Consider the following 24,466-nt stretch of genomic DNA (forward strand, 5'->3'; position numbering starts at 1 on the left):
AGTGGACAAGCCGAAGGTCGTACTCGGGGTCAGTGGCGGGATCGCCGCCTACAAGGCTTGCGAGCTGCTGCGCAGGCTGACCGAGTCCGGGCACGACGTCCGCGTGGTGCCCACCGAGGCCTCGCTGAACTTCGTCGGCGAGGCCACCTGGGCCGCCCTCTCCGGGAACCCGGCGTCCACCCGGGTCTGGGAGAGCGTCCACGAAGTACCGCACGTCCGCATCGGCCAGGGCGCCGACCTCGTCGTGGTCGCCCCCGCCACGGCCGACATGCTGGCCAAGGCGGCCCACGGGCTCGCCGACGACCTGCTCACGAACACCCTGCTCACCGCCCGGTGCCCGGTGGTCTTCGCGCCCGCCATGCACACCGAGATGTGGGAGCACCCCGCCACCCAGGAGAACGTGGCCACCCTGCGCCGCCGGGGCGCCGTCGTCATCGAGCCCGCCGTCGGCCGGCTCACCGGCAAGGACACCGGCAAGGGCCGACTGCCCGACCCGGAGGAGATCTTCGAGGTGTGCCGCCACGTGCTGCGCCGCGGCCTCGGGGACGCCGGTGACGGGCCCGACCTCGCCGGACGGCACGTGGTGATCAGCGCGGGCGGTACGCGCGAACCGCTGGACCCGGTCCGCTTCCTCGGCAACCGCTCCTCCGGCAAGCAGGGCTACGCGCTGGCCCGTACGGCCGTGGCGCGCGGCGCCCGGGTCACCCTCGTCGCGGCGAACGCCGCGCTCGCCGACCCCGCCGGGGTGGACGTCGTACGTGTGGGGACGGCCCTCCAGCTGCGCGAGGCCGTCCTCAAGGCGGCCGCCGACGCCGACGCCGTGGTGATGGCCGCCGCGGTGGCCGACTTCCGGCCCGCCGCCTACGCCGAGGGAAAGATCAAGAAGCAGGACGGGCAGGAGCCCGCGCCGGTGGCCCTGGTCCGCAATCCTGACGTACTCGCGGAGGTTTCGGCCGAACGTGCCGTGCCCGGCCAGATCGTGGTCGGCTTCGCCGCGGAGACCGACGACGTCCTCGCCAACGGGCGCGCGAAGCTGCTCCGCAAGGGCTGCGACCTCCTCGTCGTGAACGAGGTGGGCGAGGCCAAGACCTTCGGATCCGAGGAGAACGAGGCGGTGATCCTCGCCTCCAACGGAGAGGAGACCCCCGTACCCCACGGCCCCAAGGAAGCCCTCGCCGATGTCATCTGGGACCAGGTGGTGCCCCGGCTCGCCCCGCAGGCCGCCCTCCGACGCGCCTGAGGAACGGACCTTTTCTCCTGGTGCCCGATGGGCCAAGATGTAGTGCCGCAGGTCACACGGCTCCCACAAGGCGAGACGGGTGGTCCGGCCAACGGTGGCGACCGATAAACTGCACCCGGAACACGGCCAGGCGCAGCTCCCGGTAGTGTTCCGCCAATTGATCAGCCAGCAGCCGCTGCAACCCCAGGGAGCGATGTGTCCCGCCGCCTCTTCACCTCGGAGTCCGTCACCGAGGGCCACCCCGACAAGATCGCTGACCAGATCAGCGACACCATCCTCGACGCCCTGCTCAGGGAGGACCCCACCTCGCGCGTCGCGGTGGAGACCCTGATCACCACCGGTCTCGTGCACATCGCGGGTGAGGTGACGACGAAGGCCTACGCGCCGATCGCCCAGCTCGTCCGCGACAAGATCCTCGAGATCGGCTACGACTCCTCGAAGAAGGGCTTCGACGGCGCCTCCTGCGGCGTCTCGGTGTCCATCGGCGCGCAGTCCCCGGACATCGCGCAGGGTGTCGACACGGCGTACGAGAGCCGGGTCGAGGGCGACGAGGACGAGCTGGACAAGCAGGGCGCCGGCGACCAGGGCCTGATGTTCGGTTACGCCTGCGACGAGACGCCCGAGCTGATGCCGCTGCCGATCCACATCGCGCACAAGCTCTCGCGCCGCCTGTCCGAGGTCCGCAAGAACGGGACGATCCCGTACCTGCGCCCCGACGGCAAGACCCAGGTCACCATCGAGTACGACGGCGACAAGGCCGTCCGCCTCGACACCGTCGTCGTGTCCTCGCAGCACGCCTCGGACATCGACCTCGACTCGCTGCTCGCTCCCGACATCCGCGAGTTCGTCGTCGAGCACGTCCTCAAGCAGCTCGTCGAAGACGGCATCAAGCTGGACACCGAGGGCTACCGGCTGCTGGTCAACCCGACCGGGCGCTTCGAGATCGGCGGCCCGATGGGCGACGCCGGCCTCACCGGCCGCAAGATCATCATCGACACCTACGGCGGCATGGCCCGCCACGGTGGCGGCGCCTTCTCCGGCAAGGACCCGTCCAAGGTCGACCGCAGCGCCGCCTACGCGATGCGCTGGGTCGCCAAGAACGTCGTCGCCGCCGGTCTGGCCTCGCGCTGCGAGGTCCAGGTCGCGTACGCGATCGGCAAGGCCGAGCCCGTCGGCCTCTTCGTCGAGACCTTCGGCACCGCCAAGGTCGAGGTGCAGAAGATCGAGGACGCGATCGCCCAGGTCTTCGACCTGCGTCCGGCCGCGATCATCCGCGACCTCGACCTGCTGCGCCCGATCTACGCCCAGACCGCCGCCTACGGCCACTTCGGCCGTGAGCTGCCGGACTTCACCTGGGAGCGCACCGACCGCGTCGACGCCCTGCGCGCCGCCGCCGGTCTGTAGGCACGACCGCCCCGAACGGCCCCGGACCCCACGGTCCGGGGCCGTTCGGCGTTCCGCCGCCACGGCGGACCCGCCGCCGGCGCCGTTCCCCGGCTGTCGGTGCCATGGGTGAGAATTCCGGTGTGAGCAGCCAGAACGAACCCGAGACCGGCGGCGCGCCGGAACAGCTCGCGCTGATGCGGGAGATGGTCGCCGAGGCGAAGGCCAAGGCGCCCAAGGCCAAGCCCCGCACCTGGCGCGGCGCCTCGCTGGCCCGGGAGCTGCCCGTCGCGCGGATCCTCGTCAACAAGGGTGTGCTCCACCTCGACCAGCTCTGGGACTACGCCGTCCCCGAGGAACTGTCGGAGGCCGCGCAGCCCGGGGTCCGGGTCCGGGTCCGCTTCGGCGCGGGTTCGCACCAGGTGCACGGGGGCCGCCGCGAGGGCGGCGGCCTCATCGACGGGTTCGTCGTCGAGCGGCGCGCCGACACCGACTACAACGGCCCGCTGGCGGCCCTCGCCCAGGTCGTCTCGCCCGAAGCCGTCCTCGGCCCGCGCATGCTCGCCCTCGCGCGGGCCGTCGCCGACCGGTACGCGGGCAGCCTGGCCGACGTCCTCCAGCTCGCCCTCCCGCCCCGCAACGCCTGCGCCGAGTCGAAGCCCTCGCCGGACCCCCTGCCCGCGCCCCCCGCGCCCGAGCCCGGCGGCTGGGAGCGCTACCCGGCCGGACCGGCCTTCCTGCGGGCCCTGGCGGGCGGCGGAGACCCGCGCGCGGTGTGGACCGCGCTGCCCGGGCCCGGCTGGGCCGACGAACTGGCCCGGGCCGTGGCCGCGACCCTCGCCTCCGGCCGCGGCGCCCTGGTCGTCCTGCCCGACGGGCGCACCGCCTCCCGGGTCGACGCGGCCCTGACCGCGCTGCTGGGCGAAGGACGGCACGCCCTGCTGACCGCCGAATCCGGCCCCGAGAAGCGCTACCGACAGTGGCTCGCAGTCCACCGCGGCTCGGTCAAGGCAGTGATCGGCACCCGGGCCGCGATGTTCGCGCCGGTGCGGGACCTCGGCCTGGTGGCCGTCTGGGACGACGGCGACTCCAGTCACAGCGACGACCACGCCCCCTTCCCGCACGTGCGGGAGGTGCTGGAGCTGCGCGCGGTCACCGACGGCTGCGCCTTCCTCGTCGGCAGCACCAGCTGCACCGTGGAGGCCGCCCAGCTGGTGGAGTCCGGCTGGGCCCGGCCGCTGGCGGCCGACCGGGAGCGGGTACGGGAGTGCGCGCCCCGGATCCGGACCGTGGGCGACGAACTGCTGGCCCGGGACGAGGCCGCGCGGGCCGCACGGCTGCCGAGCCTGGCCTGGGAGACCGTGCGCGAGGGCCTCAAGAGCGGTCCGGTGCTCGTCCAGGTGCCCCGGCGCGGGTACGTGCCGCGGCTCGCGTGCGAGCGGTGCCGGACCCCGGCCCGCTGCCGCCACTGCGCGGGGCCGCTGGAGGCGCCCGACGAGCGGGAGCTGCGGTGCGGCTGGTGCGGGCGCGGGGAGCCCGCCTGGCAGTGCGAGGAGTGCGGGTCGGTGCGGCTGCGGGCGCAGGTGGTCGGCGCGCGGCGGACCGCGGAGGAGCTGGGGCGGGCGTTCCCGGCGGTCCCGGTGCGGACCTCCGGGCGGGACCACGTGCTGGACTCGGTGCCCGACCGGCCCGCGCTGGTCGTGTGCACGCCGGGCGCGGAGCCCGTGGCCGAGGGCGCCGGGTACGCGGCGGGGCTGCTGCTCGACGGCTGGGCGATGCTGTCGCGGCCCGACCTGCGGGCGGGGGAGGAGGCGCTGCGGCGCTGGATCGCCGCCGCCTCGCTGGTGCGGGGGGACGGCCAGGTGGTCGTGGTCGCCGAACCGACGCTGCGGCCGGTGCAGGCCCTGGTGCGCTGGGACCCCGTCGGGCACGCCGTACGGGAACTGGCCGAGCGGGCGCAGCTGGGCTTCCCCCCGGTCTCCCGGATGGCCGCGGTGGCGGGGCGGCGGGAGGCGCTGGACGCGTTCCTGGCCGGGGCGGGGCTGCCCGCCGACGCGGAGATCCTGGGCCCGGTGCCGTTGCCCGGCCGCCGGGGCGAGCCGTCCCCGGGGGAACGGGCCCTGGTCCGGGTGCCCCCGGGCAGCGGGGCCGCGCTGGCGGCGGCCCTCAAGACAGCCCAGGCCGCCCGGATGGCCCGCGGGGTCGCGGTGGCGGACACGATCCGGGTGCGGATCGACCCGCCGGACATCGGCTGAGGCCGGTGTGAACGGGGGCCCGGCCGGTGGACGCGGACCGGGCCGGGGGCGGCCCCGGGTGCGGGCCGCCCGGAGGCCCGGGAGGGGGCGTCGCCGACGGGGGCGACCGTAACGGGGCGAGCGTGGCGCCGGGCAGCGGCCGCCGGGCGTCGAGCGGAGCCCGGTACGCGGCTGCCGTCGTGCGGCTTCCGCCGTGTTGCTGCCGTTGTGCGTCAGCCGTTGCGCGGGCCGGGGAAGGCCGGCGGGCGCAGGGACGCGACTCCGGCGGTGGACTCCTCGCGCTGCGGCTGCGGCGGCACCGACCGCGCGGCCGGGATCGTCGGCATCGGCGACATCGGGGGAGCCCCGAGGGTCCGCGTGGTCGATCCCTCGGCCAGCGGCTCCGCCGCCTCGGCGGCCTGCGCGCGCCGGGCCCCGTACCGCCGGTGCACGGCCTGCTTGGTGACCCCGAGGGCGGAGCCGACCGCGTCCCACGAGAAGCCCAGGGAGCGGTCGAAGTCCACCGCGGCGGTGACCAGCGTCTCGACGCTGTCCCGCAGTTCCTGCGCCAGGCGGACGGTGGGGGCGGGCGCGCGCCCGTAGACGACGAACCCCGTGGAAGGGCCGGAGCGGCGCGGGCGGTACACGTTGCCCAGCTGGGCGGTGAGCGTACGCAGTGCGTCCACCTGCCGGCGGACCCGCTCGATGTCCCGCACCAGGAGGTGCAGGCTGGCCCTCGCTTGGGCGTCGTGGGTGGCGTGGTCGGCCATGAAGAAGCCTCTCGTACCGGTGCTGAGGAGCGGATCGGGCCGCACACACCGTTCACACGCGGCCCGCTTCGGGTCAATCTCTCTTGACCAACGCGTCACGTGGCGCGTTGGTCACGCTGTGGGGGCGTGTCGGCATATGCGAGAGGCGCACCGCCTGCGCGTACGCCCCCCCCGTGTGGGTGGTGGGGGAGGCGCCCCGGCGGCGGGCGGCCGCGGGGGCGGCCACCGGTGGGGCGCCTGCTCCTCGCCCCATAGACTGGTGCGCTGCTGACAGCCGAGATAGCGAGGTAGACACCGGTGAAGCTCGTCTTCGCAGGCACCCCCGAGGTCGCCGTACCCGCCCTGGACGCCCTGCTCGCCTCCGGGCGCCATGAGGTCGCCGCCGTCGTCACCCGCCCCGACGCGCCCGCGGGCCGCGGCCGGCGGCTGGTCGCGAGCCCCGTGGCCGAGCGCGCCGAGGAAGCCGGGATCGAGGTCCTCAAGCCGGTCCGGCCGCGCGACGAGGAGTTCCAGGCCCGGCTGCGGGAGATCGGCCCGGACTGCTGTCCGGTCGTCGCCTACGGCGCGCTGCTCCCCAAGAGCGCCCTGGAGATTCCGCGCCTCGGCTGGGTCAACCTGCACTTCTCGCTGCTGCCCGCCTGGCGCGGAGCCGCACCGGTGCAGCACTCGATCATGGCCGGGGACGAGGTCACCGGCGCGTCCACCTTCCTCATCGAGGAGGGGCTGGACTCCGGCCCGGTCTACGGCATCCTCACCGAGGAGATCCGCCCCACCGACACCAGCGGCGACCTGCTGACCCGCCTGGCCTTCGCGGGGGCGGGCCTGCTGTCCGCCACCATGGACGGCATCGAGGACGGCACCCTGCGCGCCGTCGAGCAGCGGCCCGAGGGCATCTCGCTGGCGCCCAAGATCTCGGTCGAGGACGCCCGGGTGGACTGGACGGCCCCGGCGCTGCGCGCCGACCGGGTCGTGCGCGGCTGCACGCCCGCGCCGGGCGCGTGGACCGTCTTCCGCGGCGAGCGGCTCAAGATCGTCTCGATGGCCCTGGTGACCGACCGCACGGACCTGACGCCCGGCGAGCTGGCCCCCGCCAAGAACAACGTGTACGTCGGGACCGGCTCGCACGCCGTGGAGCTGCTCTGGGTGCAGCCGCAGGGCAAGAAGCCCATGAAGGCCGCGGACTGGGCGCGCGGGGTGCGGATCGCTCCCGGCGAGCGGCTGGGCGGGGCCGACGTAGGCTGAACCGGACACCGCTCGACCGCACCGCCCTTTCGGCGGCGCCCCTCTCGACCGCACCGCCCTCTCGACCTCACCTCCTTCTCGTCTCGTACTTCCGGAGCACCTTTCACGTGAGCGAACAGCCCCGCCGTCCCGCCGCCGCGGGCGGCAAGCAGGCCAACCCGTACCGCCGGCCCAAGAAGGACCCCGTCCGGATCCTCGCCTTCGAGGCGCTGCGGGCGGTCGACGAGCGGGCCGCGTACGCGAACCTGGTGCTGCCCCCGCTGCTGCGCAAGGCCCGCAAGGACGAGAGCTTCGACGCGCGGGACGCGGCGCTCGCGACCGAGCTGGTCTACGGGACCCTGCGCCGCCAGGGCACGTACGACGCCATCATCGGCGCGTGCATCGACCGGCCGCTGCGCGAGGTCGACCCGCCGGTGCTGGACGTCCTCGCGCTCGGCGCCCACCAGCTGCTCGGCACCCGGATCCCCTCCCACGCCGCCGTCTCGGCGAGCGTGGAGCTGGCCCGGGTGGTGCTGGGTGACGGCCGCGCCAAGTTCGTGAACGCCGTGCTGCGCAAGATCGCCGCGAAGGACCTGGACGCCTGGCTCGAACAGGTCGCCCCGCCCTACGACGTGGACGCCGAGGACCACCTCGCCGTCGTCCACTCGCACCCGCGCTGGGTCGTCTCCGCGCTGTGGGACTCGCTCGGCGGCGGCCGGGCGGGCATCGAGGACCTCCTCGAAGCCGACAACGAGCGCCCCGAGGTCACCCTCGTCGCCCGGCCCGGCCGGTCCACGCCGCAGGAGCTGCTGGAGGCGGTCGGTGAGGACTCGGCGCTGCCGGGCCGCTGGTCGCCGTACGCCGTCCGGATGGCCGAGGGCGGCGAGCCGGGTGCGCTGGAAGCGGTCCGGGAGGGCCGTGCGGGCGTCCAGGACGAGGGCAGCCAGCTGGTGGCCATGGCGCTGGCGAACGTACCGGTCGAGGGCCGCGACGGCCGCTGGCTGGACGGCTGCGCCGGTCCGGGCGGCAAGGCGGCGCTGCTCGCCGCGCTCGCCGCGGAGCGCGGTGCCTTCCTGCTGGCCTCGGAGAAGCAGCCGCACCGTGCGCGCCTGGTGGAGAAGGCGCTGGCGGGCAACCCCGGCCCCTACCAGGTGATCACCGCGGACGGCACCCGGCCGCCGTGGCTGCCGGGGTCCTTCGACCGGGTCCTGATGGACGTGCCGTGCACCGGCCTCGGCGCCCTGCGCCGCCGCCCGGAGGCGCGCTGGCGGCGCCGCCCCGAAGACCTGGAGGGGTTCGCCCCGCTCCAGCGCGGGCTGCTGCGCGAGGCGCTGTCCGCGGTGCGGGTGGGCGGCGTGGTCGGGTACGCGACGTGCTCGCCGCACCTGGCGGAGACGCGGGTCGTGGTCGAGGACGTCCTCAAGGGCCGCGGCGCCGGGCACGAGCCGATCGCCGCCGAACTGATCGACGCCAGGCCCTACATGGAGGGCGTCCCGGCCCTCGGAGACGGCCCGGACGTCCAGCTGTGGCCGCACCTGCACGGTACGGACGCGATGTACCTGGCGCTGCTGAGGCGCACGGCGTGAGGTGACGCGTGGTCGGCCCAGGGGGTGACCACGTGAGGAGATGTGCAGCCCGCTCCCGGGATTCCGGGGGCGGGCTTCTCACTGCCCCGGCCCCGCCGCGAGGGCGTCGAGCTGTTCCGCCGACCAGGACAGGTCGCCGGTGCGCAGGTCTTCGACCACCGCGCGGACCCACTCCAGCTCGGCGGCCGTGACGGCGCGCAGGTATTCGGTCTCCAGACGGGTGATGCGCGGCAGCCCGCCGTCCGCTTCCGAGACCAGGGCCGACTCCAGCCCGCCGAGCGTCTCCGCGAGCGCGGCCGCGCGCCGGTCGAGGACGTCCGCCATCTCGTCCGGGGCGAGCAGGAGCAGGTTCGACAGGGCGGCCGGAAACTCCGGGAACTCCTGCTTGGGCACGGCGAGCATCTCCTCCAGCCAGGCACGGGCGGTCTCGCGCCCCGCGTCCGTGACCTCGTAGACGGTCCGCTCGGGGTACTGCTGATCGCGCCCGGTCTCGCGCACCGCGATCAGTCCGTCGCCGTTGAGCCGCTCGATCGTGCGGTAGAGGCTCGCGCGCTGCTTGACGTTGACGACCTGCTCCTTGCCCCAGTCCTTGACCAGCCGCTGGATGCCGTACGGGTGCAGCGGCTTGTAGTGCAGCAGGGCCAGGACGGTCAGGGCGAGGGGGGAGCTGCGGGGAGCGGATGACGTCATGGGAGCGATTCTAGCCTCGGGCGAACTAGTTGACGTGAGACTAGTTGCGGTGAAACTATCGAGGTGTCGACGCGGGCTCGCCGGAGCTGCCGGGTCCGCCGGATCAGTCGGATCCGCCGTCGGCCCGAGGAGAGGAACCACTGCCATGTCCCTCAACGAAGGCGACCCATCCGCCCGCGCCGCCCCGGTCCGTACCGCGCTCGTCATCGGCGGCGGCCTCGCGGGGCCCGTCGCCGCGATGGCCCTGCGCCAGGCGGGCATCGAGGCCGCCGTGTACGAGGCCTACGACTCCACGGCCGACGGCGCCGGCGGCGGCATGACCATCGCCCCGAACGGCCAGAACGCCCTCGACGCGATCGGCGCGGGCGACCTCGTGCGCGCCATCGGCACACCGGTCACGGCCATGGGCCTGCGGAGCTGGACGGGCAAGCACCTCGCCCGGTTCGCCCCGCCGTCCCGCTTCCCCTGCCAGCAGTTCGTGTGGCGCGCCGACCTCTACCGCGCGCTCTACGACGAGGCCGCGCGCCGCTCGGTCCCCGTCCACCACGGCAAGCGGCTCACCGGGGTGACGGACGCCGCCTCCGGCGTCACCGCGCACTTCGCGGACGGCACGCGGGCCGAAGCCGACGTCCTGATCGGCGCCGACGGCATCCGCTCCACGGTCCGCTCCCTGATCGACCCGGCCGCGCCCCGGCCGAACCACGCCGGGCTGGTGTGCTTCGGCGCGCGGCTCGACGACTGCGCCCTGCCCTCCACCCAGGGCGTCATGTACCTGTGCTTCGGCAAGCGCGCCTTCTTCGGCTACCAGGTCTTCGACGACTCCTCGGCGGTGTGGTTCGCGAACCTGCCGCACCGCCTCCCGATGACGGTTGCCGAGGCCCGGGCGATCGGCGCGGAGGAGTGGACGCGCACGCTGCGGGCCGCCTTCGCCGACGACCGCATTCCAGCTCTGGAGATGATCGGTGCCACCGCCGCGGACCAGCTGCTGATCACCGGCCCGATGGAGAACATGCCGAGCGTCCCGACCTGGACCCGCGGCCGAATGACCCTGATCGGCGACGCGGCGCACGCCGCCTCCTCCAGCTCGGGACAGGGCGCGTCGATCGCCTTCGAGAGCGCCGTCGAACTGGCCCGCTGCCTGCGGGACCTGCCGTACGACGAGGCCTTCACGGCGTACGAGCGGCTCCGCCGCCCCCGCGTCGAGCGCATCATCCAACTCGGCGCCCGCACGAACAGCAACAAGAGCGCGGGCCCGGTGGGCCGCGTCCTGCGCGACCTGATGCTGCCGCTGGTGATGAAGATGGCGGATCCGTCGCAGAAGTCGGCCTGGCAGTACGAGTACGGGATCGAGTGGGGGGAGCGGGTGGGGTGAGGCCGCGGCTGCGCGGCGCGTGCGGGCGGGTTTCGTGCTTCCGGGGTCGGTGATGCTCCGGGGGCTGCCCGTCAGTTCCACTGTCTTCCCGTGCCGGGGCGTCCCGTCAAGAGCGCTCCCTGCGGTCGCGTCGCTGCGCGATGGCCTGCGGCCACCCTTGACATGCCACCCCGTCCCGGAAAGCCAAGAACTGTCGGGCCGCCCCCGGGGGGAGGCATGGGGGAGGGTGCCGATGCGGTTGCCGCCCGGCGCCCGGCCGCAGGCCGAGTGGGTCCGGTACGCCGCCCTTTGGGCGGAAGACACACGCCTTCAGATCGCTACGCGGTCGCGGTCGGCTCAGCGGCCTGCGGGCCGGCCGTGGCTGGTCACCGCAGGCGGCGAGGGGGCGGATACGGCCCATGGGGGAATGAATGACGATCAGACCGTCGTGGGGCGATGAGTTTCACGACTTCCTCCGGTCTATAGAGGGAGACGTGACCGTGGGAATGGTGAAGGGTGCAGGAATGAGCTACGCAGAGGTCAACGGACAGTCGCTGTACTTCGAGGAGCACGGATCGGGCGCGGGGGAAGCGTTGGTCCTGTTGCACGGCGGGTTCGGGTCGGGGGACACGTTCGCCCCGCTGCTGCCCGCCCTGACGGACGGCCGCAAGGTCGTTCTCGTCGACCTTCAGGGGCACGGTCGTACACCCGACGCGGACCGGGCGCTGCGGCCGGAACTGCTGGCGGACGACGTCGCCGCACTGATCAAGCATCTCGGTCTGGAGCGCGCGGACGTCCTGGGGTACTCGCTCGGAGCCAAGGTCGCCCTGCGGACCGCGATCCAGCACCCGGACGCCGTCCGGCGGCTGGTGCTGGTCTCGGTCCCGTTCAAGAGGGACGGCTGGTTCCCCGACGTACTCGTGGGAATGGATCAGATGAGTGCGGCCGCCGCCGAGATGATGAAGGGCTCCCCGCCCTACAACCACTACGCCGAAGTCGCTCCGCGTCCCGAAGACTGGCCCGTCCTGGTCGGCAAGACGGCCGAAGCCCTGAAGACGGACTTCGACTGGCGCGATGAGGTGGCCGCCCTCACCATGCCGGTCCTCCTCGTGTACGGCGACGCCGACTCGATCCGTCCCGCACACGTCGCCGAGTTCTTCGGCCTCCTCGGCGGCGGCCTGAAGGACGCGGGCTGGGACAACTCCTACCGTCCTGCGTCCCGCCTGGCCGTCCTGGCCGGCGCCTCCCACTACGACATCCTGAATTCCCCCACCCTCGTCCCGTCGATCCTCCCCTTCCTCACGTCCGACGTGTGAGTGGTTGAGGTCTGGGAGCGTTCGACGGCAGTCTGACCCGACTGGACTCCCGTCTGGCCGAGCTGTGAGCCCCGCCGCGCCCCTCACCAGCCCCGAACAGGCCGCAGATGCCTGTCTCGGCGAAGCGCGTAGCGATTGAGTGCGCGCCTTTCGCCCGGAGGGCGCCGCATCGGGCCCATTCGGCCTGTGGCCGGGCGCCGGGCCCCAGGCAAGGGGCAGCCTCCCCCATGCCTCCCCCCGGGGGCGGCCCGACAGTTCTTGGCTTTCCGGGACGGGGTGGCATGTCAAGAGTGGCCGCAGGCCATCGCGCAGCGACGCGACGAAGGAGCGCTCTTGACAGGACGCCCCGGCACGGGAAGTCAGTGGAACTGACGGGCAGCCCCCGGAGCATCACCGACCCCGAAGCGCGAAACCTACCCGTGAGCGGCGAAGCCGCGACCCGGCGCAGCCGGGCCCCCAGCCCCCCAGGGCACGGTCAAGAACCCGCCCCGGGCATGGCACGCTTGGGGCATGGCCGTTCAGATCAATCCCAGCATCCTGTCCGCGGACTTTTCGCGTCTCGCCGAAGAGGCGCGCGCCGTCGAGGGCGCCGACTGGCTGCACGTCGACGTCATGGACAACCACTTCGTCCCGAACCTCACCCTCGGCGTCCCGGTCGTGGAGTCCCTCAGCCGTGCGACGGACATCCCGCTGGACCTCCACCTCATGATCGAGGACCCGGACCGCTGGGCCCCGCAGTACGTGGAGGCGGGTGCCGGATCGGTCACTTTCCACGCCGAGGCGGCGGCCGCGCCCGTACGTCTGGCCCGGGAGATCCGCGCCAAGGGCGCACGCGCGTCCATGGCGCTCAAGCCCGCGACGCCGATCGAGCCGTACGAGGACCTGCTGCCCGAACTCGACATGCTGCTGATCATGACGGTCGAGCCGGGCTTCGGCGGACAGCCGTTCCTGGACATCATGCTGCCCAAGATCCGCCGCACCCGGGAGCTGATCGCCAAGCACGGCCTGGAGCTGTGGCTGCAGGTGGACGGCGGGGTGTCCGCGTCGACCATCGAACGCTGCGCGGAGGCGGGCGCCGACGTGTTCGTGGCGGGCAGCGCGGTCTACGGAGCGGTCGACCCGGCCGCCGCGGTCCGCACCCTGCGGGAGCAGGCCGACCTGGCGATCTCCGCCGCGCCCTGGGCGTGCGACCACTGAGCCAAGGCTTGGTGAACAGCTCGGTGAACGCTGGTCCTCCAGGCTGATCAACGGCCCTCGGATCTGACAGGATGAACGGCGAGTCGAGAATGTGAACAGCAGTGAGGAGAACGCGGTGTCTGCAATGTCGGCGGGACGGTCTGCCCTGCGGATGGGACCCGCGGAGCTGGTGCAGGCGGCGGCGATGGCCCGTCGTTTCTACTTGGAGGGCAAGTCCAAGATCCAGATCGCCGAGGAGTTCGGCGTGAGCCGCTTCAAGGTGGCCCGGGTCCTGGAAACCGCTCTGGAGCGCGACCTCGTGCGCATCGAGATCCGCGTGCCGGCCGAGCTGGACGCCGAGCGTTCCGACGCGCTGCGCGCCCGGTACGGCCTGCGGCACGCGGTGGTCGTGGAGTCCCCGGCGGACGCGACCGAGGACGCCCCCGACCCGGAGAACCTCGGCGCGGTCGCCGCCGACCTGCTCGGCGAGCTGGTCAACGAGGGCGACGTGCTGGGCCTCGCGTGGGGCCGCTCCACCATCCACATGGCCGCCTCCCTGCACCGGCTGCCCCCCTGCACCGTGGTCCAGCTGACCGGGGTGTACGACGCCGGCACGGCCGAGCGCGGGTCCGTGGAGGCCGTGCGCCGCGCGGCCCAGGTCTCCGGCGGGGACGCGCACCCCATCTACGCGCCGATGCTGCTGCCCGATCCGGCCACCGCGGCCGCGCTGCGCGGCCAGACCGGGATCGCGCGCGCCTTCGAGTACTTCGACAAGGTGACCGTCGCGGCGGTGTCCATCGGGTCGTGGGAACCGGGCATCTCGACCGTTCACGACATGCTGACGGACGAGGAGCGCGCCCACTACGCCTCGCTCGGCGTCGCCGCCGAGATGTCCGCGCACCTCTTCGACTCCGAGGGCCGCCGGGTCGGCCGGGACCTCGGCGAGCGCTGCATCACCGTCGAGGCGGACCGGCTGCGGCGGATCCCCGAGGTCGTGGCGATCGCGGGCGGCCTGCGCAAGGCGTCGGCGATCGGTGCGGTGCTGCGCTCCGGCCTGGTCACCAGCCTGGTGACGGACACGGCGGTCGCGGACTTCCTGCTGACCGAGTCCCAGCCGGGGCTGCGGCCGGCGCTGGAGCGGGCCGACCCGGACGACCTGGTTCCGTAGACCGGGACCCCGGTGGCCGGTGCGCGGGCGCGTGCCGGGGCCGGGTCGGGCTTCGGCCACCTGCCGTCCGCGCTGGCGGGCGAATCGGATATTTGACACCATCGGGCGCATGATCTTCCGGAGCGTGCCCCGCCCGTTGCTGCGTCTGCTGGGGGCCCTGTTCCTTTGCGTGGCCCTGGTGGGTGCGGCGGGCTGCGGGGGCACGAAGGACCCGGCGCCCCCGAGTGCCGCGCCCGGTACCCCGGCGGCCACCGCCCCGAACGGTTCGCCCTCCCCCCGCGCGAGCGCGGCCCCCGGCTGGGCGAAGGGGATGAAGACCCTCCGGGCCGCGGACCTGCCCCGGGAGGCCCGGGACACGCTGGTCCTCATCGACAAGGGCGGCCCCTACCCGTACCGGCAGGACGGCACCGTCTTCGGGAACTTCGAGAAGGTGCTGCCGCGGCAGCAGCGCGGTTACTACCACGAGTTCACCGTGAAGACCCCGGGCTCCCGGGACCGCGGCGCGCGGCGGATCATCACCGGTCAGGGCAGCGAGTTCTTCTACACGGACGACCACTACGAGACCTTCAAGGCGGTTCTCCGATGACCCTGGACCCCCGCGCCCTCGCCCCCGCCGTGGCCGCCGCCGAGGAGGCCGGCTGGACGGTCGTACGGCTCGACCTGGACGGTGTACGCAGCAAGGCGGAGCTGATGAGGCGCTGCGGGGAGGCGCTGCGGCTGCCGGAGCACTTCGGCGGGAACTGGGACGCCCTGGCGGACTGCCTGATCGACCTGTCCTGGCTGCCCGGGGCGCCGGAACGGCTGCTGGCCGTCACGTCGTGGCGCGGTTACGCGGCGGCCCGGCCGGGGGACTGGGAAACCTTCCAGGACGTCCTGGAGCAGGCCGTGGACTTCTGGCGGCACTCCACCGGGGGCGCGCTGAACGTCCTGCTGGCGGATCCGGGCGACAGGCCCCGGCCGAAGCCGGGGCCGCCGCCGCACCGGAGCTGAGCGGGAGAGTCCCGCGCGCTCCCTTTTCACCCGGGCCGGGCCGGTCAGGAGCCGGCGGAGTCGCCCGATGCGCCGGAGTCTGCCGCGCCGGGCTTCTCGGCCGTCGGCTGGTCGGGGCCCTGGGCGCGGACCTGCTGGACCTTTTCCAGGGAGCCCCGCAGGTCGGCGAGCCAGGCGTCCGCGTTCTTGTCGACGAGCCGGACGCACCAGGCGAGCGCGTCCGCACGGCTGCGGGCCACACCCCCCGCGACCAGCGTGTCGAGCACGCCGCGCTCCGACTGGCGCAGCCGGGTCATCACGGGCACGGCGAGGTGGGTGAAGAGGGTCCGCTCGCCCTCCGCCTCCACCCCCCAGGCCACCTTGCGCTGGTACAGCTCCTCGGCCTCCCGCGCCACCTCGATGCGCTGCTCGCGGGTGCGCTCGCGGAAGCCCCGTACCGATTCGGTGGCGGGGATGCGGCCGACGACGGTGATCTCCTCGCGGTCGACCACCACCTCCACCAGCTCTTCGTAGACGTCGATGGGAAGGCGCTCCGCGAACCAGCCGCGGAGTTGCTCACGCTGTTCGGCTGTAATCATGTAATCAACGTTGCATCGGGAGAGGTCCCGAGCGCAAGGGTTCCGATTTCGCTCTCAGCCGTAACCGGCCCGGCTCGGCGCACCTTTCCGTCCCCCCGGGCCAGGACTAAAGTCCCGTAGGAACGAACCACTCGGCCCACCCCGTCCTGGACGATCGGCCCGGCCCGCTCCCGTGCCAGGACGTGGGAGAATGAAGTACGTGCGTTTCCTCGGCTGCCCCGCCAGGGCAGGCGGCCCCTCCGATCGACTGGGATGTTCAGCACGTGCGTTTCCTCAATGACCTGAAGCCGCCGTACGACCTCACGTACGACGATGTGTTCATGGTGCCCAGCCGTTCTTCGGTGGGCTCCCGCCAGGCCGTCGACCTCTCCTCGCCCGACGGGACCGGCACCACCATTCCCCTCGTCGTGGCCAACATGACCGCGATCGCCGGCCGCCGGATGGCCGAGACCGTCGCCCGCCGCGGCGGCCTCGTCGTCATCCCGCAGGACATCCCGATCGAGATCGTCACCGACGTCATCTCGTGGGTGAAGACGCGCCACCACGTGCTCGACACCCCGATCACGCTGGCCCCCACGCAGACCGTCGCCGACGCGCTGTCCCTGCTGCCCAAGCGGGCGCACGGCGCCGGTGTCGTCGTCGACGCCGACCACCGCCCGATCGGCGTGGTCACCGAGCACGACCTGTCCGGCGTGGACCGCTTCACCCAGCTCTCCGAGGTCATGTCGAAGGAGCTGCTGCTCATCGACGCCGACATCGACCCCCGCGAGGCCTTCAACCAGCTCGACGCGGGCCACCGCAAGCTGGCTCCCGCCGTGGACAAGGACGGCCGCCTCGCCGGCATCCTGACCCGCAAGGGCGCGCTCCGTGCGACGCTCTACACCCCCGCCACCGACGCCGAGGGGAAGCTGCGCATCGCGGCCGCCGTCGGCATCAACGGCGACTTCGCCGTCAAGGCCAAGCAGCTGCTGGACGCGGGCGTGGACACCATCGTCATCGACACGGCCCACGGCCACCAGGAGTCGATGATCCACGCGATCAAGACCGTGCGCGCGCTCGACCCGCAGGTCCCGATCGTCGCGGGCAACATCGTGGCCGCCGAGGGCGTCAAGGACCTCATCGAGGCCGGCGCGGACATCATCAAGGTCGGTGTGGGCCCCGGCGCCATGTGCACCACCCGCATGATGACCGGCGTGGGCCGCCCGCAGTTCTCCGCGGTGATGGAGTGCGCGGCCGAGGCCAAGAAGCACGGCAAGCACGTCTGGGCCGACGGCGGTGTCCGTCACCCGCGCGACGTCGCCATGGCGCTGGCCGCCGGTGCGTCCAACGTGATGATCGGCTCCTGGTTCGCCGGTACGTACGAGTCCCCGGGCGACCTCCAGCAGGCGGCCGACGGCCGTCTGTACAAGGAGTCCTTCGGGATGGCCTCCGCGCGCGCCGTGCGGAACCGGACCTCCGAGGAGTCGGCCTACGACCGCGCCCGCAAGGCGCTGTTCGAGGAGGGCATCTCCACCTCCCGGATGTTCCTCGACCCGGCCCGGCCGGGCGTCGAGGACCTCATCGACTCGATCATCGCGGGCGTTCGGTCGTCCTGCACCTATGCCGGTGCGGGGTCGCTGGCCGAGTTCGAGGAGAAGGCCGTCGTGGGGGTGCAGTCCGCTGCCGGTTATGCCGAGGGCAAGCCGCTGCACGCCAGCTGGAGCTAGTCCCTGCGGGGGCGGCGTGTTCCCCCCCCGTTTCCCTTCCGCGCCCCTGGCCGTCCGCTTTCGGATGGCCGGGGGCGCGGTGGTTTCACAGGGTGTTTCTGGTCGGCTGTCCGCCGTGGGCCCTCCGGGGGCGCCTCAAACGCCGGCGGGGCTGGAATGGCTGAGGTGGATGGGGCGGGCGTGCGCTGGCGTGGGGGCCCTCCGGGGGCGCCTCAAACGCCGGCGGGGCTGGAGTTGGCGGGGCTGGATTGGGTTGGAAGGGGTTCAGGGGAGGCGGGGGGTGGGGGGTGTGGTGTGGACGCCTGGGCGGTATTTGGGGATGCGGACGGTGATCTTCATGCCTTCGCCGACCGCGGTCTCGAAGACCATGCCGTAGTCGTCGCCGAAGACCTGCCGCATCCGCTGGTCCACGTTCGGCAGGCCGATGCCCGTCCCGCAGCCCGGCTGTTCGCCGGCCAGGATCCGGCGCAGCAGCGCCGGTTCCATCCCCACCCCGTTGTCCTCGATCGTCAGGACCGCCTCGGGGCCCGCGTCCCGGGCCGTGAGGGTGATCCGGCATTCCCGGGCCGTGTCCTCCAGGCCGTGCTTGACCGCGTTCTCCACCAGCGGTTGCAGGCACAGGAACGGCAGGGCCACGGGCAGGACTTCGGGGGCGATCCGCAGGGTCACCTTCAGCCGGTCCCCGAACCGGGCCCCGGCCAGCGCCAGGTACTGCTCTATGGAGCGCAACTCGTCCGCCAGGGTGGTGAAGTCGCCGCCCCGCCGGAAGGAGTAGCGGGTGAAGTCCGCGAACTCCAGCAGCAGTTCCCGTGCTCGCTCCGGATCGGTCCGGACGAAGGAGGCGATCGCGGCCAGCGAGTTGAAGATGAAGTGCGGCGAGATCTGCGCCCGCAGCGCCTTGATCTCCGCCTCCATCAGCCGGGTCCGCGACCGGTCCAGTTCCGAGAGCTCCAGCTGTACGGAGACCCAGCGCGCCACCTCCGTCGCGGCCCGCGCCAGCACCGCCGACTCCTGCGCCCCGTAGGCCACCAGCGCCCCCAGTACCCCGTCCTCCCCGGTGAGCGGGGCGACGACCTCCCACCTCAGCGCGCAGCCCGGCTCGCGGCAGCCGGTGCGTCCGCTGCGGCTGCGCCCCGAGTCCAGCAGCTCGGCCGCCCGTTCCATCGCCCGCCGCTCGTGGTGCCCGGCCCCCGGCCCGTCCCAGGCCAGTACCTTCTCCCGGTCGGTCAGGCACAGCGCCTCGGTCCCGAGCAGGGAACGCAGCCGCCGGGCGGCCTTGCGGGCGGTGTCCTCGGTGAGCCCGGCGCGCAGCGGGGGCGCGGCCAGCGAGGCGGTGTGCAGGGTGTGGAAGGTGGCCCGTTCCACCGGGGTGCCGAGGCCGGGCGCGCTGCGTCCCGCCCGGTGGGCGTGCAGCCGCCCGAGCGCGTAGCCCAGTGTCAGGAGCACGGCGGCCGCGGCGGGGAGCGCGAGCAGCGCGGCCCCCGTCACCGGGCGTCCCCGTGGCCCACGGAGCGGCGGTGCACCAGCTGCTCGGGCAGGTGCAGCCGGGCCAGGGTGGCCGCCGTGCCCTTCGGCACCCGCCCCGGGGTGGCCAGCGACACCAGCACCATCGTCAGGAAGCCGAGCGGCACCGACCAGGCCGCGGGCCAGGCCAGCAGGGTGGTCGCCCAGCCCGCCGGAGCCAGCCCGGCCCGGGTCGCCAGCACCGCGCCCAGAGCGGCGCCGCCCCCCGTCACCAGCCCGGCCACCGCGCCGGGCGGGGTCAGCCGGGGCCACCAGATGCCGAGCACGAGCAGCGGACAGAAGGAGGAGGCCGACACGGCGAAGGCGAGCCCCACCGCGTCCGCCACCGGGACGTGCGAGGCCAGCACCCCGCCCGCCAGCGGCACCGCCATCGCCACCAGGACCGAGAGCCGGAAGGCGCCCACCCCGCGGGGAGCCCGGGCACCGGGCCCCCGGGCGACGGCCCTGGAGAGCCCCCGGGAGGGCAGGACGTCCTGGTGCAGGACCCCGGCCACGGCCATCGTCAGCCCGGAGGCGGTGGACAGGAACGCGGCGAAGGCGCCCGCGGCGAGCAGCGCGCCGAGCAGTTCCCCCGCCACCCCGCCCACCAGCCGGGCGGGCAGCACCAGCACCGCCGCGTCGGTGTCCCCGGTGAGGGCGAGCTCGGGAGCGTAGATCCGGCCGAGCGCGCCGTAGACCGGCGGCAGCAGGTAGAACGCGCCGACCAGCCCGAGGACGACCAGGGTGGTGCGGCGTGCGGCCCGCCCGTCGGGGCTGGTGTAGAAGCGCACCGCGACGTGCGGGAGGCCCATGGTGCCGAGGAAGGTGGCGAGGATGAGCCCGTACGTCGCGTAGAGCCGGTACTCGTTGCGGTCCCCGGCGAGCGGCCGGGACCAGGACGGGGCGTCCGGGCCGGCGCCCGCGCGGGCCTCCGGCAGCCGGCTGCCCGCCGCCAGCTCCAGCCGGGTCCGGGCGCCCACGGTGTGCTCCCCGGCCTCCAGCGGCACCGTGTCACCGGCGTACGTCCGCCCGTCGACCCGGCCGGTGACGCGCGGGGCGAGCGGCGCGTCCAGGGACATCCGCACGTCCTGCGCGAGGGTCACCGAGGTGTGCTCCCGCAGCACCGCCGGGGCGTCGAAGGTGGCGCGCGGGGCGCCGTCCCCGGCCCAGGCGGCGACCAGGAAGAAGGCCGGGACGAGCAGCGCGGTGAGCTTGAGCCAGTACTGGAACGCCTGCACGAAGGTGATGCTGCGCATCCCGCCCGCGCCCACGGCGACCGTGACCACCAGGGCGACGACCAGCCCGCCGACCCAGTGCGGGGCGCCGGTGAGGATCTGCAGGGTCAGCCCCGCGCCCTGGAGCTGCGGCAGCAGGTACAGCCAGCCGACGCCGAGGACGAAGACCACCGCGATCCGGCGCACCGCCCTCGACTCCAGTCGCGCCTCGGCGAAGTCGGGCAGGGTGTACGCCCCCGAGCGGCGCAGCGGCGCGGCCACCAGGACCAGCAGCACCAGGTACCCGGCCGTGTAGCCGACCGGATACCACAGCATCTCCGGCCCCTGGAGCAGCACCAGTCCGGCGATCCCGAGGAAGGAGGCGGCGGAGAGGTACTCGCCGCTGATGGCCGCCGCGTTGAGCCGGGGGCCGACGGTGCGCGAGGCGACGTAGAAGTCGGAGGTGGTGCGCGATATCCGCAGGCCCAGCCCGCCGAGCAGCACCGTGGCCAGGACGACGACGGCCACCGCGCTCAGCGCATACGTCTGGTTCACCGGGCGGCCTCGGGCGGAAGAGGGAAGGGGGCGGAGAGTGGATTCTAGGCATGGCGCCGCGCCCGGCGACAGGCGTGATCCGGCGGTGGACGGAGTCCGGCGCGGGGGCGCGGCCCGGTGAAACGCGCGTGTACGGCGTCCGGTTGGGGCGCCGTCGGCACGGGGGCCGCCCGGTCAGCGGATGCGGTCGCTCGCGTGCGGGCGTGCGCGGCCCTGGTGCTCGGCGCAGTCGCGGCGGGCGATCTCCAGCTCCACGTACGACTCCTCGGCCCGCCGGAAGGCCAGGGTCAGCGCGGCCTCGGCGCGCGGCGGCAGGTGCGGGCGGCAGCCCTCGTCCGCCTCGTACAGCACGTCGGCCCAGCGCGCGGCCGCGCTGCGGAGCCGGGCCAGCAAGGCCTCGGCCTCGGCCGGGTCGGCGGGCCGGGTGCGGGGCAGGCCGCTCAGCGCGTCGAGCAGCGCCTCGATCTCGGACATCTCGCTCCTCCCGCCCGGAAGATCCACGATAGGGGCGGGCAGCCCGGCGGGGGCGCGCACCGGCGCCTCCTGCGGCCGACGGCCCCGGCGGATCGCCGTACGCGCCGTGCCGCGCGACGAACGGCGCCCGCGCGGCGCCGGGCGGTCGCCACCCCCGCGGCCGGCCGCCGACCGTGCGGGGTCAGCCCGTGGCCCTGCGCGTCAGGAGGTCGCGCAGCTCACGGGCGTGACGGCGGCTCACCTGGAGTTCCGCGGCGCCGACCCGGACGCTGGTGGTGCCCGCGTCCAGGCGCAGTTCGTCGATCCGGTCCAGCGCCACCAGGTGACGCCGGTGTATCCGGACGAACCCCCGCGCCGCCCAGCGCTCCTCCAGCGTGGACAGCGGGATCCGCACCAGATGGCTGCCCTCGCCGGTGTGCAGGCGGGCGTAGTCCCCCTGCGCCTCGACGTACGCGATGTCCGCGACGGCCACGAAGCGGGTGACCCCGCCCAGTTCGACCGCGATCTGCTCGGCGGCGCGGTCCGTGACGCCCGCCGGGGCGTATGCCGGGGCGGGGGGAGCGGCGGCCGGGGCACGGTCGCGGCCGCGCAGCGCGCAGGCCCGGCGCACCGCCTCGGCCAGCCGCTCCGGCCGCACCGGCTTGAGGACGTAGTCCACGGCCTTGAGGTCGAACGCCTGGACGGCGAAGCCCTCGTGGGCGGTGACGAAGACGACCAGCGGCGGCGAGCTGAACCCGGCGAGGAGGCGGGCGATGTCCAGCCCGGTCAGCCCCGCCATGTGGATGTCGAGGAACACCACGTCGAGGCCGCCGGCCCCGTCCGGGCCCGATTCGACGGCCAGGGTGATGCGGCGCAGCGCCTCGGTGGCGTCCGAGGCCCCCGTCGCCGTGCTGACGCGGGGGTCGGAGCGCAGCAGGTAGAGCAGCTCCTCCAGGAGCGGCTTCTCGTCGTCGACGGCCAGTACACGGAGCATGGGGGGCAGTGTAGAGAGGGTGCTCCCGGCGCGGAACGGGTGCGCCTCAGACCGGCAGCCCGGCCGGGTCGGCGGGGTCGGCCGGGTCGGCCGGGTCGGCCGCATCGCCGCGGGTGGCGATGGCTCCGGGTTCGGCGCGGGCTCCGGGCTCGGCGGACGTGTCCGCGCCTGCGGTGGCTCCCATGACGGCGTCGGCGAGTCCGCCCCGGCGCAGGGCCTCCGCCACCGCGAGTCCCAGCACCCGGTGCCCCTCGTCGTTGGGGTGCAGCCCGTCGGCGAGGTGCGCCGGAGCCAGCAGGTCGCGCCCCGGCAGCAGGACGAGCCGTCCGTCCCCCGCCGCGATCCGCTCGCGCACCGCGCGTTCCATGGCGTCGCGCAGGGCGCCCAGGGTGGCGCCGAGCCGGTTCGGGGTGCGTTCCGCGTCGGGCCGCAGGACGGGGGAGAGGAGCAGGAGGGGGGTCCGCGGGTGCCCCTGGCGCACGATGTCGAGGAAAGCGCGGGTGGTTTCGTACAGCAGGGGCGCGGAAAAGGGTGCGCGCGACCAGCAGTTGGTGCCGAAGGCCAGGGTGAGGGCGTCGGCGGGGAGCGCGGACAGCTGCTCGGCGGTGGCGAGTTCGCCGCAGGCGCCTCCCGCATAGCCGAGGTTGACGGCGTCCCAGCCGAGCGCCCGGCCCGTCACCGCGGGCCAGCCGTGCGCGGGCCGGGTGGACCACCAGCCTTCGGTGATCGAGTCCCCGTGCACCACCCAGCGCGGCGCGGCGGGCGCCGGGGCGAGCGGGCCGCCGACCCCGCGCAGGCCGAGCACCTCCGGGGCCTGGGCCTCGGGCGGGTGCAGGGTGAAGGGGCTGCCGCCGGCCGGCAGCCCGATGCGTACGACGGCCTCGGCGGCCGGTTCGGTGACGACCTCGGCGAGGCGCCCGGACCGGTCCCACAGGGCGAAGTGGTGCGCGAGGTCGCGCAGCGCGTCGGCCGGCCCGGGGACGGCGGCCCGGTAGCGGACCTCCACGGCGTGCGCCCCGGGCCCGGCCGTGAACTCCAGGCGCACCCCGATCGGCAGCGCGGCCCGTTCGCCGGTGTCCCAGGGCAGCCGCGCGGTGTCCGCGGGGTCGGCGCGCACCGGCCGCCCGTGCTCCAGCCAGGCCACTCCGCGCAGGAAGGGGCCGGGGTCCAGCCAGTGCTCGTCGGGTGTCACCGGGCGTCTCCGATCGTCGGGTACGGGAACTTCACGCCTACCCCGCCGTCCACGCTCGACGTCTGCCCCGTGAGGTACGCCGCTGACGGCGAGGCCGGGAAGGAGGGCGGAGGCGATGTCCCGGGACCCGGCGACCCGGCAGAGCGGGGCGTCCTCCCCGAGCGGGGCGGCGACGCGCGGCGTCCACACCACTGCGGGCGCGACCGCGTCGACCCGGACCCCGCGCGGTCCCGGTTCGACGCCGGCCGGGCGGACCAGCGGGATCAGCCCCGCCTCGGTCGCGCCCTCGGCGTCGGTCAGCTCGGCCCGGCTCGCGTACCGGGCCGTCCCGACCCCGTCGACGACACCCCCGACGGGCCCTCCCGGCAGCTCCGGAGCCCGCGCGAAGTGGGTCCGTACGGCCCCCCGGTCGCTCGCGTCGGCGGTGCACGCCGTCCCGCCCGTCCCGGGGGCCACGGCGGCTGCCCGTGCCGCGTCCGGGGCGACGCCGAGCACCCGGGCTCCGGCCGTGGCGAGGGCGTGGGCGCGCTGGCGGCCGATGCCGTTGTCCGCGCCGAGCAGGACGAAGCGGCGGCCGTCCTGGCGGTTCGGGGTGGCGCAGCCGGGGACGGGGGAGCGGTCCAGCGGCGCGGGTGACGGCGGCCCCGGTGGCCCCGGGCTCGTGCGGCGCCCCAGGCGGGCGGCGACGCGGTAGCGGGCCGGCTCCGGGACGACCACGGGGGTGGAGCGCCCGGTGCCCCACCCGACCCGGCGGCCGGGCAGGACGTCCACGGTGGCGGCCCTCTCGGCGATGCGCTGCGGCGGCGCGAAGCCGAAGGGGGTGCGGGTCACCCCGAAGCCGAACCGGATCCTCCCTCGGGCCCCGCCCGGGGGGACCTCCAGGCCCGGCGAGGTGACCGAGGAGCACGTCGGAGCCCGGCCCGATCTGCTCGGCGGCCTCCCGGTGGGCGCGCTGCTCGGCAACGCGCCGACCGTGCCGGTGGGCTCCGGGCCACTGCCTCGGCACGTCCCTCTCGTAGAGCGCGACCAGGTCCATGGCGGCACGCTGCGACGAATCTGACGGCATGTCAAGAAAGGGGGTCGACAGACCCCCGCGCACTGATCGATCATCGGCGTGCAACAAAGGACCACTGCGGCCGGATCCGC

Annotated in this window: 21 protein-coding genes; 13 read left to right on the top strand and 8 right to left on the bottom strand. The window is 74.3% G+C overall.

Annotated features, from left to right (window positions below):
* The first annotated feature begins 1 nt into the window (after position 1).
* The 3 genes from coaBC (at position 2) to AC0693_RS19260 (ending at position 4,878) form a co-directional block, all read left to right on the top strand.
* The gene (coaBC, locus tag AC0693_RS19250) at positions 2-1,240 is read left to right on the top strand and encodes a bifunctional phosphopantothenoylcysteine decarboxylase/phosphopantothenate--cysteine ligase CoaBC (protein WP_478802366.1); all 1,239 of its coding nucleotides are present in this window, start codon (positions 2-4) and stop codon (positions 1,238-1,240) included.
* 195 nt (positions 1,241-1,435) lie between these two features.
* Complete coding sequence (metK, locus tag AC0693_RS19255; protein WP_356410772.1) at positions 1,436-2,644, top strand: methionine adenosyltransferase; 1,209 nt, start codon at positions 1,436-1,438, stop codon at positions 2,642-2,644.
* Positions 2,645-2,748: 104 nt separating this feature from the next.
* The gene (locus AC0693_RS19260) at positions 2,749-4,878 is read left to right on the top strand and encodes a primosomal protein N' (protein WP_478802367.1); all 2,130 of its coding nucleotides are present in this window, start codon (positions 2,749-2,751) and stop codon (positions 4,876-4,878) included.
* 212 nt (positions 4,879-5,090) lie between these two features.
* On the opposite strand, the gene AC0693_RS19265 is transcribed toward AC0693_RS19260, so the two are convergent.
* Positions 5,091-5,627, bottom strand: coding sequence for a hypothetical protein (locus AC0693_RS19265; protein WP_478802368.1), 537 nt, complete (start codon positions 5,625-5,627; stop codon positions 5,091-5,093).
* A gap of 297 nt (positions 5,628-5,924) precedes the next feature.
* On the opposite strand from AC0693_RS19265, the gene fmt reads away from it, so the two are divergent.
* Both fmt and AC0693_RS19275 read left to right on the top strand, forming a co-directional pair.
* Complete coding sequence (gene fmt / locus AC0693_RS19270) at positions 5,925-6,869, top strand: methionyl-tRNA formyltransferase (protein WP_478802369.1); 945 nt, start codon at positions 5,925-5,927, stop codon at positions 6,867-6,869.
* Positions 6,870-6,976: 107 nt separating this feature from the next.
* The gene (locus tag AC0693_RS19275; protein ID WP_356410784.1) at positions 6,977-8,434 is read left to right on the top strand and encodes an RsmB/NOP family class I SAM-dependent RNA methyltransferase; all 1,458 of its coding nucleotides are present in this window, start codon (positions 6,977-6,979) and stop codon (positions 8,432-8,434) included.
* A 78-nt stretch (positions 8,435-8,512) separates the two neighbouring features.
* Here the strand turns inward: AC0693_RS19275 and AC0693_RS19280 are convergent, their stop codons facing one another.
* Positions 8,513-9,124 (bottom strand): PadR family transcriptional regulator, encoded by a 612-nt coding sequence (locus AC0693_RS19280; protein WP_356410787.1) that lies wholly within the window; start codon positions 9,122-9,124, stop codon positions 8,513-8,515.
* A gap of 145 nt (positions 9,125-9,269) precedes the next feature.
* On the opposite strand from AC0693_RS19280, the gene AC0693_RS19285 reads away from it, so the two are divergent.
* From AC0693_RS19285 to AC0693_RS19310, 6 genes are all read left to right on the top strand, one after another.
* The gene (locus tag AC0693_RS19285) at positions 9,270-10,496 is read left to right on the top strand and encodes an FAD-dependent oxidoreductase (RefSeq protein WP_478802370.1); all 1,227 of its coding nucleotides are present in this window, start codon (positions 9,270-9,272) and stop codon (positions 10,494-10,496) included.
* A gap of 503 nt (positions 10,497-10,999) precedes the next feature.
* Positions 11,000-11,791, top strand: a complete 792-nt coding sequence (locus AC0693_RS19290; protein WP_478802371.1) for an alpha/beta fold hydrolase — start codon at positions 11,000-11,002, stop codon at positions 11,789-11,791.
* Positions 11,792-12,301: 510 nt separating this feature from the next.
* Positions 12,302-12,988 (top strand): ribulose-phosphate 3-epimerase, encoded by a 687-nt coding sequence (rpe, locus tag AC0693_RS19295; protein ID WP_469319419.1) that lies wholly within the window; start codon positions 12,302-12,304, stop codon positions 12,986-12,988.
* A 124-nt stretch (positions 12,989-13,112) separates the two neighbouring features.
* A complete protein-coding gene (locus AC0693_RS19300; RefSeq protein ID WP_468468934.1) occupies positions 13,113-14,135 on the top strand; it encodes a sugar-binding transcriptional regulator in 1,023 nt (340 codons plus the stop codon).
* A 109-nt stretch (positions 14,136-14,244) separates the two neighbouring features.
* Complete coding sequence (locus AC0693_RS19305; protein WP_478802372.1) at positions 14,245-14,721, top strand: guanyl-specific ribonuclease; 477 nt, start codon at positions 14,245-14,247, stop codon at positions 14,719-14,721.
* Positions 14,718-15,125, top strand: a complete 408-nt coding sequence (locus tag AC0693_RS19310) for a barstar family protein (protein WP_356410805.1) — start codon at positions 14,718-14,720, stop codon at positions 15,123-15,125. The genes AC0693_RS19305 and AC0693_RS19310 overlap by 4 nt, the downstream gene beginning before the upstream one ends.
* Before the next feature lie 44 nt (positions 15,126-15,169).
* Here the strand turns inward: AC0693_RS19310 and AC0693_RS19315 are convergent, their stop codons facing one another.
* Positions 15,170-15,703 (bottom strand): hypothetical protein, encoded by a 534-nt coding sequence (locus tag AC0693_RS19315; protein WP_356410807.1) that lies wholly within the window; start codon positions 15,701-15,703, stop codon positions 15,170-15,172.
* A gap of 242 nt (positions 15,704-15,945) precedes the next feature.
* On the opposite strand from AC0693_RS19315, the gene AC0693_RS19320 reads away from it, so the two are divergent.
* Positions 15,946-17,409, top strand: coding sequence for a GuaB1 family IMP dehydrogenase-related protein (locus AC0693_RS19320; protein ID WP_356410996.1), 1,464 nt, complete (start codon positions 15,946-15,948; stop codon positions 17,407-17,409).
* Positions 17,410-17,673: 264 nt separating this feature from the next.
* Here AC0693_RS19320 and AC0693_RS19325 read toward each other — a convergent pair whose 3' ends face one another.
* The 5 genes from AC0693_RS19325 to AC0693_RS19345 all read right to left on the bottom strand — a co-directional run bounded on the left by AC0693_RS19325 (position 17,674) and on the right by AC0693_RS19345 (position 24,151).
* Entirely contained in the window at positions 17,674-18,897 is a 1,224-nt protein-coding gene (locus AC0693_RS19325) for a histidine kinase (protein ID WP_478802373.1), read from the bottom strand.
* A complete protein-coding gene (locus AC0693_RS19330; protein ID WP_478802374.1) occupies positions 18,894-20,681 on the bottom strand; it encodes a sodium/solute symporter in 1,788 nt (595 codons plus the stop codon). The genes AC0693_RS19325 and AC0693_RS19330 overlap by 4 nt, the downstream gene beginning before the upstream one ends.
* 174 nt (positions 20,682-20,855) lie before the next feature.
* Positions 20,856-21,155 carry a hypothetical protein gene (locus AC0693_RS19335; RefSeq protein WP_356410815.1) on the bottom strand — a complete coding sequence of 100 codons (300 nt, stop codon included), beginning with the start codon at positions 21,153-21,155 and terminating at the stop codon, positions 20,856-20,858.
* A 181-nt stretch (positions 21,156-21,336) separates the two neighbouring features.
* Complete coding sequence (locus tag AC0693_RS19340; protein WP_478802375.1) at positions 21,337-22,128, bottom strand: LytR/AlgR family response regulator transcription factor; 792 nt, start codon at positions 22,126-22,128, stop codon at positions 21,337-21,339.
* Between the two features lie 46 nt (positions 22,129-22,174).
* Positions 22,175-24,151 (bottom strand): SDR family NAD(P)-dependent oxidoreductase, encoded by a 1,977-nt coding sequence (locus AC0693_RS19345; RefSeq protein WP_478802376.1) that lies wholly within the window; start codon positions 24,149-24,151, stop codon positions 22,175-22,177.
* A gap of 61 nt (positions 24,152-24,212) precedes the next feature.
* Here AC0693_RS19345 and AC0693_RS19350 point away from each other — a divergent pair, with 61 nt between their 5' ends.
* Positions 24,213-24,380 carry a hypothetical protein gene (locus AC0693_RS19350; protein WP_478802377.1) on the top strand — a complete coding sequence of 56 codons (168 nt, stop codon included), beginning with the start codon at positions 24,213-24,215 and terminating at the stop codon, positions 24,378-24,380.
* Positions 24,381-24,466 lie beyond the last annotated feature (86 nt).

The organism is Streptomyces sp. NPDC043876 (genome assembly GCF_056435825.1).